Here is a 6,031-nt window from a genome sequence, read left to right as displayed (position 1 = left end):
GGCGCGGGTGGCGCTGACCCGCGACGACGATCGCTTCATCATGCTGCGCGAGCGGTTCGGGATCGCGCGGCGCGCCAAGGCCGATCTGTTCATCTCGGTCCATTGCGACAGCGTGGGGACGGGCACCCCGACCGGCGCGACCGCCTATACGCTCTCCGATGTCGCGTCCGACCGCGAGGCGGCGCGGCTGGCGGCGCGCGAGAACCGCGCCGACGTGATCGCGGGCGTGACCCTGGACCGCGATCCCGACGTTTCCTCGATACTGATCGACCTGACGCAGCGCGAGACGATGAACGCGTCTGCCGGCTTCGCGCGGCTGCTGGGGCGCGAGGCGCGACCGCTGATCGCGACCAAGAGCAATTTCCATCGCACCGCCTCGCTGATGGTGCTGAAGGCGCCGGACATGCCGTCGATCCTTTTCGAGACGGGCTATATCTCGACGCCCGGGGATGCGGCGTTCCTGGACAGCAAGGAAGGGCGCGCGAAGATCGCGGAGAGCGTACGGCGCGCGGTCGACATATTCTTCGCGCGGCGGATGGCGGAGCGGTAACGCCGCGCCGCGCGTCGGCGGCGGATCAGGTCCGCGATCGCGCGCCACAACTGGCCGACCCCCCTCGGCTTCCGGTATCGCCCATGGCGTCGCGCAGCCGTGTTCGAGCCGATCGGTGGCGATCTTATCGGCGGTGATCTCGTGCCCGATGCGGCCGATCGTCACGACATTGCCCACCGCGTTTGTAATCGGAAAGTCGGGGTTGCGCAGCCAGCGTATCGCGCCGTCGCCAGGCCCGGGAGGCGATCGACCGCTATGGTCGTCTTTCCAACCCCTTGCGTGTCGCGTCACGGTGCGCCACGCCGGATGGCAGAGGAGAGCGCGATGATCGGATGGTGGAAGGTCGCGATGGCGGCGGCGGTGCTGGTGAGCGCGGGCGCGCCCGGGGCGGAGCGGACGGGGACGACCAACAGGCTGACCCGTCAGGAACGGGCGGAGGGCTGGCAGTTGCTGTTCAACGGCCGCGACCTGAGCGGCTGGGGATCGTTTTCCGGGGGCACGCCGAGCCCGTCATGGACGGTCAAGGACGGCGTGCTGATGCTGGATCGGCACGACGGGCAGATGAGCGGCGGCGATCTGGTCACCGCTGAACGGTACGGCACGTTCGAGCTGACCCTCGACTGGAAGGTTGCGCCGGGCGGCAACAGCGGGGTGTTGTATCTGGCGCGCGACGTGCCGCAGACCCGGCATGTCTATGAGACCGGGCTGGAGATGCAGATCCTCGACGACGTCGGGCACCGCGACGGCAAGATCCCGTCGCACCGGGCCGGCGCCCTGTATGACCTGACGGTGCCCCCGGTCGGCGCGGCGAAGCCGGCGGGAAGCTGGAACCATGCGCGGCTGCGGGTCGATCGGGGGCGGATCCGGCAATGGCTGAACGGTACGCTGACCGCCGACGTCTCCTATGGCGATCCGGCATGGCGCGCACGGGTGGCGGCGTCGAAGTTCAAGGACATGCCGCTGTTCGGCACATTCGACAGCGGGGTCATCGCGCTGCAGGATCACGGCGAGCCGGTCTGGTTCCGCAACGTCAAGCTTCGCCGATTGCCCTCGTAGAACAGGTGCGGGCCGACCTTGCCCACCTTCACCAGCGTGTCGCGCCAATAGGGGACCATCCAGTCGGCATGGTAATGGGTCGCGCGCCCGACGGCGGGGAAGGTGCCGCCGGACAGCGCGCGACGGGCGGCGCGGCGCGCGCGTGCCCAGCCGACATGTTGCGGACGGCGCGTGAAGGAACGGTCGCAGGTGAAGGAGAACTGGCAACCGGTACTGCGCGCCGATCCCTGATAGACGACGCCGCAAATCGTGCCGGGGAAGCCCGGTCGTCCGACGCGGTTCAGGATGACCTGCATCACCGCGCGCTGTCCGCGTGGATCGTCGCCGACCTCGTAGAGCGCGGCGGTGGCGAGGCAATCGAGCGCTTGCGCCCGCTCGGCCGCGCCGCCGCGAAAGCGAAAGGGGCGGGGGGCACGCGCCGGAGCGATCGGGACGGCGGCGTTGGAGGCGCGCGCTTCCTCCATCGACAGCGGCTCGATCCGCGCGGGCGGCGTCATGCGCCGGGCGAGCAGCGCCACGCCGACGGCGCCCAGCATCGACAGCGCGAGCAGAAGCCACCACGCCCGCAGCGTCGTGCCACGGCGGCGGTGGCGGCGACGGGCGCGCGTGCCGCGCGGGCGGGGGGCGGGACGACGCGGGGCCACGGCGCGGCCCATACAGGCTTGTCGTGGCGATGGCACCTGTCGCCAGTGGGTGGCAAGCGATGAAGCGACAGTCACGTCGACGATAAACGTAGCCTTTTCACCAAATTGTCGTATTTCGTGCGCAGGGGCACTGCAAATTCGATAACAAACGGGGACACCATGAACGCTTTCGCCAAGCGCGCACTCTTGTGCGCGACCTCGCTGACGCTGCTCGCGATCGGCACGCCGTCATTCGCCCAGACCGGCGCGGAACCGACGACGCCGACCGCCGACGCGACCGCCGCGCAGGGCGACGAGGCGCCGTCCGACATCATCGTTACCGGATCGGCGCGGCGGCAGCGGCGCTTCGACGTCTCCTATGCGGTCAATTCGCTGAATCAGGACGATGTGAAGCGGCTGGCGCCGCTCAATGTCGCGGATCTGCTCGGCAAGCTGCCCGGCATTCAGGTCGAGGCGACCGGCGGCGAGGTGCAGAACGTCACGCGTATCCGCGGCATCCCCACCGATGATGGCTATGCGGTGTTCCAGCAGGACGGCCTGCCGCTGTTCCACGACATCAACGGTAACTTCTTTCGCGGCGACAGCCTCAACCGATACGACCTGATGACCGAGCGGGTCGAGGTGGTGCGCGGCGGCCCGGCGCCGATCTTCGCGAGCCAGGCCGCGGCGATCGTCAACAACATCACCGTGACCGGCCGCGACACGCCGCGCGGCAAGGTGCAGGTGACGGTCGGTACGACCGATCTCTACCGTCTCGATGCGATGCAGTCCGGGCCGCTGGGCGAGCGGACCTATTATGCCGTGGGCGGCTTCCTGCGTCGCGACGGCGGGCAGCGCGACAACGGTTTCCCCAATGATCGCGGCGGACAGATCCGCGCCAACATCAAGCATGACCTGGACAATGGCTCGATCCGGGTGAGCGTCAATTATCTTAACGATCACAATACCTTCTATCTGCCGATTCCGGTCGCCGATCCGCGCAACCCGTCGGTGTCGCTGAACCCGTATATCGACTTCTTCCACGGCACGCTCAACTCGCCCGCCTTCCGTGGCGTGACGCTGAAATATCGTGACGGGGCGGGCGTGGTGCAAAGCGAGACGCGCGATCTCGCCGATGGGCGCCACATGGAATACGGCAATATCGGCCTGCAATATGACGCCGATTTCAACGGGTGGCAGGTCGCGGTGCGCGGCGGCTACACCAAGGGGCGGCTGAACTTCGACGCGCTCTATTCGACATCCAATCCCGTCGACGCGAACACCTTCGCCGCCGGCTTCCGCAACGCGGCCAACACGGCGTTCGGCACCACCGCGACGCCGGTCGCACGGCTGGGCTATGCCCTGTCGGGCACGAACGGCGCGACCGCCTACGATCCCTATGCCGCCTCGGGGCTGGTGGTGCAGGCGCAGTATCGCGGCGTCGGCTCCAGCTTTTATTCGGGGCAGGGCGATGTCAGCGTCACGCGCAAGTTCGAGACGGGGCTGGGCACGCACGACCTGCGGATCGGCGGCTATGCCTCCGCCTACGGGCTGACCAACAAGGCGGTCTATCAGGATTATCTGATGGAAGTGCGCGGCAAGCCGCGCACGCTGGACCTCGTCGCCTACTCGGCGAGCGGCGCGGTGCTGGGTTATGTCACCGACAAGGGCGTGCTGCGCTACGGCACGACGTTGAACCAGGGCGATGTCGATTCGACCGTCTATTCGCTCTACGCCAACGACACGTGGGAGGTGCTGCCGGGCCTGCGCATCGACGGCGGGATCCGCCACGAATGGTACAATATCGAGGGGTATGGCCTGACGTCGACCTCGGTCAATCTGGGCGATCCCACGACGCTGGCCGACAACAATGTCCGCAGCTTCGACGGGGCGCGGCAGTCGCGCAAGGACAGCCCGACCGCGCTGAACTGGACGATCGGCGCCAATTACGACGCGAGCGAGCATTTCGGCGGCTATATCCGCGCCTCGCATCTGGAAGTGCCGCCGCAATCGGCCAGCTATTACAACATCAACCCGGTGCTGGTGAAGACGCAGGCGGACCAGTACGAGGCCGGGCTGAAGGCATCGTTCGGTCGCAATTACCTGTACCTGACCGGCTTCTACACCAAGTTCGATCCGTTCAATGCGTCGTTCGTGGCGTTCAATCCGGCAACCGGGCGCAACGATCAGGCGGTGCCGTTCATCGGCCAGGCCGAGGTCAAGGGTGTCGAGGTGGACGGCACGCTGGCCCCGGCACGCTGGTTCTTCGTCTCCGGTTCGTTCACCTATCAGGATCCGCAGTACAAGAACCTGCAGAACAGCGCCGGGGCCGATCCCTCGGCGGTGAACGGCAACCAGATCATCCGCGAGCCGAAGGTGTTCGGCAACATCCGCCCCACCTTCTCGTTCGACGCGGGTGGCGATCAGGTGGAGGTCTATGGCCGCTACGAGTATGTCGGGCGTCGCTACGTCGACCTGTTCAACAACACGCGGCTGCCGTCATACAACATCTTCGGGCTGGGCGCGACGCTGACCCACAAGGGGTTCCAGTTCCAGGTGGTGGGCGACAATATCTTCAACAACAAGGGGCTCACGGAGGGTAATCCGCGTACCGACCAGCTCGACGGGCAGACGACGCGCGACGCGATCTACGGTCGCCCGATCTTCGGGCGCAGCGTGCGCTTCATCGTGAGCAAGGCGTGGTGAGGCGCGGGGCGCGGTGGGCGGCAGTGGCGGCGGCGCTGAGCGCTGCCCCCGTCGTCGCCGCGCCGGTGCGCGACGCGCGACTGGCGGCGCTGGCGGCGCGGCTGTTCCCGTCGCTGGCCGGGCATGTGCCGGCGCTCGCCGCGCGTGACGCACGGGTCTCGGCTTGTGCGCAGGCCCCGGCATGTGTGGTCGCGGCGGCGATCCTGCGCGACGAGGAGCGCGAGGCGCTGGCCATGGCGGCGGCCACGCACGGCGACGATGTGCGTCGCGAGGTCGATGGGCTGAACGAGGTACTGCGCGTCTATGGTGTCGGCAAGCTGCCGCGCTATCCACTGATCGACGGGTCGGACGAGCCCTTCGGCAGCACGGGCTTCGCGGCCAAGGTGGCGGATGCGGTGTGGCTGGCCAGCGCGCAGCAGCGTGATCCGGCGACCGGGGGCGACGTCAGCCTGTCGCTCGCGCTCGCGCTGCTCGACGTCAATGACAAGGACGCCGCGGTCGCCTTCGAGCCGCTCGACCGGCGCTACAATGCGCCCGCGCTGGCGCGGGCGAAGACGCTGGACTGGGCGCGCTGGCGGTATACGGCGATTCTGGCGCTGGGCGTCGGGCCGGAGGATCCGGCCACGCCGCTGAGTGCGCGCGGCAAGCTGAACGTGCGGATGGCGGCGGAACGTCATGCGGCGGGCGAGGCGCCGTTCATCATCGTGAGCGGAAGCGCGGTGCATCCGCGCGACACGCCACATGTCGAGGCGCTGGAGATGCGGCGCGCGCTGATCGAACGCTACGGCATCCCCCCCGAGGCGATCGTCGTCGAGCCCTATGCACGGCACACCACGACCAACCTGCGCAACGCGACGCGGCGGCTGGTCGCGCTGGGGGCGCCGCTCGATCGCGACATGCTGGTCATCAGCAACGTGCCGCACATCGATGCGATCGCCAGCCCCGCCTTCGTCGAGCGCAACAGCCGCGAGCTCGGTTATCAACCCGCAGCCATCGGTCCGCGTATCGCGCCGACCGCCATCGCGGTACGCGCGTCGCGCCTGTCGCTGCGCGTCGATCCGGCCGATCCGCTCGATCCTTGACCGGCGATCGTCAC

5 protein-coding genes are annotated in these 6,031 nt (G+C 68.2%); 4 read left to right on the top strand and 1 reads right to left on the bottom strand.

Annotation, left to right across the window (positions count from 1 at the left end):
* Together NS334_RS09765 and NS334_RS09760 are read left to right on the top strand one after the other, a co-directional pair.
* Positions 1–550 (top strand): N-acetylmuramoyl-L-alanine amidase family protein (locus tag NS334_RS09765; protein ID WP_193753050.1); only part of this gene is annotated, 550 nt, incomplete at its 5' end.
* Positions 551–874: 324 nt separating this feature from the next.
* Positions 875–1,606, top strand: a complete 732-nt coding sequence (locus NS334_RS09760) for a 3-keto-disaccharide hydrolase (RefSeq protein WP_206542645.1) — start codon at positions 875–877, stop codon at positions 1,604–1,606.
* Here NS334_RS09760 and NS334_RS09755 read toward each other — a convergent pair.
* Positions 1,552–2,262 carry a cell wall hydrolase gene (locus tag NS334_RS09755; protein ID WP_058755782.1) on the bottom strand — a complete coding sequence of 237 codons (711 nt, stop codon included), beginning with the start codon at positions 2,260–2,262 and terminating at the stop codon, positions 1,552–1,554. The two genes, NS334_RS09760 and NS334_RS09755, sit on opposite strands and share 55 nt — an antisense overlap.
* A 147-nt stretch (positions 2,263–2,409) precedes the next feature.
* Here NS334_RS09755 and NS334_RS09750 point away from each other — a divergent pair, with 147 nt between their 5' ends.
* Together NS334_RS09750 and NS334_RS09745 are read left to right on the top strand one after the other, a co-directional pair.
* Complete coding sequence (locus tag NS334_RS09750; protein WP_058755781.1) at positions 2,410–4,935, top strand: TonB-dependent receptor; 2,526 nt, start codon at positions 2,410–2,412, stop codon at positions 4,933–4,935.
* Entirely contained in the window at positions 4,932–6,017 is a 1,086-nt protein-coding gene (locus NS334_RS09745) for a YdcF family protein (protein WP_241491890.1), read from the top strand. The genes NS334_RS09750 and NS334_RS09745 overlap by 4 nt, the downstream gene beginning before the upstream one ends.
* Positions 6,018–6,031: the final 14 nt, after the last annotated feature.

This window comes from Sphingomonas endophytica, from assembly GCF_001476895.1.
GTDB lineage: Bacteria > Pseudomonadota > Alphaproteobacteria > Sphingomonadales > Sphingomonadaceae > Sphingomonas > Sphingomonas endophytica_A.
Note: the sequence above shows the minus strand (reverse complement) of the source record. Positions and strands in the feature narration are given on the sequence as shown.

Coding starts and splice junctions, on each gene's coding strand:
- NS334_RS09760 (WP_206542645.1), top strand. CDS start 875: ATGATCGGATGGTGGAAGGTCGCGATGGCGGCGGCGGTGCTGGTGAGC.
- NS334_RS09755 (WP_058755782.1), bottom strand. CDS start 2,262: ATGGGCCGCGCCGTGGCCCCGCGTCGTCCCGCCCCCCGCCCGCGCGGC.
- NS334_RS09750 (WP_058755781.1), top strand. CDS start 2,410: ATGAACGCTTTCGCCAAGCGCGCACTCTTGTGCGCGACCTCGCTGACG.